The organism is Cupriavidus lacunae, from assembly GCF_003353055.1.
Lineage (GTDB): Bacteria > Pseudomonadota > Gammaproteobacteria > Burkholderiales > Burkholderiaceae > Cupriavidus > Cupriavidus lacunae.
Map to the genome: position 1 here is coordinate 1 of NZ_QKWJ01000204.1, position 2421 is coordinate 2421.

The window sequence follows — 2421 nt, forward strand, 5'->3', positions numbered from 1 at the left end:
TCGAAAGGCTTCAGAGTTTTGGTTTCCCGCCACCCTGCTATCCTAGCTACGGGGCCTCTGACTCCTACCCCGGCAGGACTGACTCCTGCTGAACATGCCAGCCTTAGCTGGACGCACAACCGGGCATGCCGGTGCCGCCGGTTCTGGTCGTCACCCCGCCTCCCATCCGTACCCCGCGCGGCCCGCTGTCGCCCAAGTTCGCTGGCGGCGAACATAAGTGGACAGGGTTGCCGCAGGCCGTGGCCGAGGTCTGCGCGCAACTGGGCTGTCCGCTGTTCGACGCCGGCACCATCATTCAGAGCAGCGAGGTCGACGGCGTGCACCTGGATGCCGACGCCCACCTGGCGCTCGGCGACGCGCTGCGCCCGGTTGTGCGCCAGTTGCTGCGCGGCTGAATCGCCGTCCCTGACACCTGCCTGACGCCGGCTGAAACATCACTCCTGACAGCAGGTGTCAGGAGACCCGGCGCACAATGCGGCCGCTCTCACACGGAACGCCGCCAGGAGGCTGTCATGGAGTTGCTGATCAATATCGATGTCGATGACCTGCCGCGCGGCATCGACTTCTACGCGCAAGGGCTTGGCCTGAGACTGAACCGCAGGCTATTCGACGGCACCGTCGCCGAGATGCTGGGCGGCAATGCCCCTATCTACCTGCTTGCCAAGCCCGCCGGAACCCGCCCCACCACCCGTGCCGATACCCGGCGCGACTACCGCCGCCACTGGACGCCCGTCCACCTCGACTTTGTCGTCGCCGACCTGGAACAGGCCATCGAACGCGCGCTGGAAGCCGGCGCCGAGATCGAGGACTGGCCGCAGGACTTTGCCTGGGGACGGCAGGCAATGCTGTCGGACCCATTCGGGCATGGGTTGTGTTTTATCGAGTGGAAGGGGCAGGGGTATGGGGCGGTGACGGAATAATGCCGAATGCGACCCCGACGCACCGTTGCTAACGCACGCCATTAAATGCCAGTTTCCAGACCTCTTTTGGATTCATAAGCATATGAAAAAGAAATAGACGCCAGATTCATTCCCGCTGCGCCATCTGGACGCAATTGCGTTAATCTGTGGCCCTCGCCCCGGTCGGGCGATCCCTGCCCAGGCGACTGTCTCACTCGCCACATAACCAGAATATTTCCAGAACTCCTATGCGCAGCACGTCTCTCATCAAGCGTCTGGCGGTCGCAGTGTCCGCCCTTGGTTTTATCGCCGCCGGCAGCGTCTCGGCCCAGGAACAGACCATCCGCGTCGGCACCGTCAGCGGCCCCGACGCCGAGGTCTGGCAAGTCGTCCAGAAAGTGGCCAAGCGCAATGGCCTGAACGTCAAGGTCGTGGAGTTCAACGACTACGTGCAGCCCAACGCAGCGCTGGACGCCGGCGACCTGGACGCCAACAGCTTCCAGCACCAGCCTTACCTAGACAGCCAGGTGAAGCAACGCGGCTACAAGATGCAGAGCGTGGGCTACACCTATATTTCGCCGCTGGGCATCTACGCGAAGAACCTCAAGTCGGCGAAGGACCTGCCGCAAGGCGCCAAGGTGGCCGTGCCCAATGACCCGTCCAATGAGAACCGCGCCCTGCTGCTGTTGCAGGCGCAAGGCGTGATCAAGCTGAAGGCTGGCGCCGGCACCAACGGTGTCAACGCCACCCCGCTGGACGTGGCCGAGAACCCGAAGAAGCTGAAGATCGTGGAACTCGACGCCGCCCAGCTGGCCCGTGCCCTGCCCGATGTCAGCGCTGCCGTGATCAACACCAACTATGCGCTCGCCGCCGGGCTGCAGCCGACCAAGGATGCGATCGCGCTGGAGGACATCCACAGCCCGTACGCCAACATCATCGTTGTGCGCACGCAGGACAAAGATAAGCCGTGGGTCAAGAAGTTGGTGGCTGCGTACCAGTCTGAAGACGTGCGGCAGTTTATGAAGGCGCAGTACAAGGGGGCGATGGTGCCGTCATTTTGATTGATGGGGAGGTTTTGGTGGAGTAGGTGGGGGGCTCCTTGCTCGTTGGCTTGCTTGGGTAGGTAGGTCGGGGTCGATGTTGTCGTAGGTTTGACCGCCTGGTTCCGCCCTGCTGGGCGGGTCACTTTTTGTCCGAGCGACAAAAAGTAACCAAAAAGCGCGTCGCCTCAGGCGGCTGGCCACCAATTTGGTGGTGTTGGTGATTCGAGCGGCGGTGCTTGCCGTCTTGCGTGGTTGGCCGTTCGGGCCTGCTACGCACCCTGTCTGTGCCCACATCGACGGACTATTGGACGAACCCGACTTTAGGCGGTTGGCAGCCTGCTAAGTACCGCGTCGGTGGGGGGTGTCAGGATTTTTGTGTGCAAGGCTAAAGGCCTGCCTGCCGGGCAGGCTGCCCGGCAGGCAGGCCTTTGATCCTATCTCAGTGATGGGGTTGTGTGAAGCGATCCTCGTAGAGGATC

The 2421-nt window shown here is 62.5% G+C and carries 3 protein-coding genes; all 3 read left to right on the plus strand.

The genetic code is table 11. The features are described from left to right. Positions 1-131 precede the first annotated feature (131 nt). The 3 genes from DN412_RS42620 (at position 132) to DN412_RS42630 (ending at position 1960) form a co-directional block, all read left to right on the plus strand. Entirely contained in the window at positions 132-395 is a 264-nt protein-coding gene (locus tag DN412_RS42620) for an SGNH/GDSL hydrolase family protein (protein WP_244223112.1), read from the plus strand. Between the two features lie 117 nt (positions 396-512). Beyond that, positions 513-920, plus strand: coding sequence for a VOC family protein (locus DN412_RS42625; RefSeq protein ID WP_115216966.1), 408 nt, complete (start codon positions 513-515; stop codon positions 918-920). Positions 921-1147: 227 nt separating this feature from the next. Beyond that, positions 1148-1960 (plus strand): MetQ/NlpA family ABC transporter substrate-binding protein, encoded by an 813-nt coding sequence (locus DN412_RS42630; RefSeq protein ID WP_078196620.1) that lies wholly within the window; start codon positions 1148-1150, stop codon positions 1958-1960. The last annotated feature ends 461 nt before the right edge of the window (positions 1961-2421 follow it).

Bases quoted from the DNA above. Each gene is read 5' to 3' on its own strand.
- DN412_RS42625 (WP_115216966.1), top strand. From the start codon at position 513: ATGGAGTTGCTGATCAATATCGATGTCGATGACCTGCCGCGCGGCATC.
- DN412_RS42630 (WP_078196620.1), top strand. From the start codon at position 1,148: ATGCGCAGCACGTCTCTCATCAAGCGTCTGGCGGTCGCAGTGTCCGCC.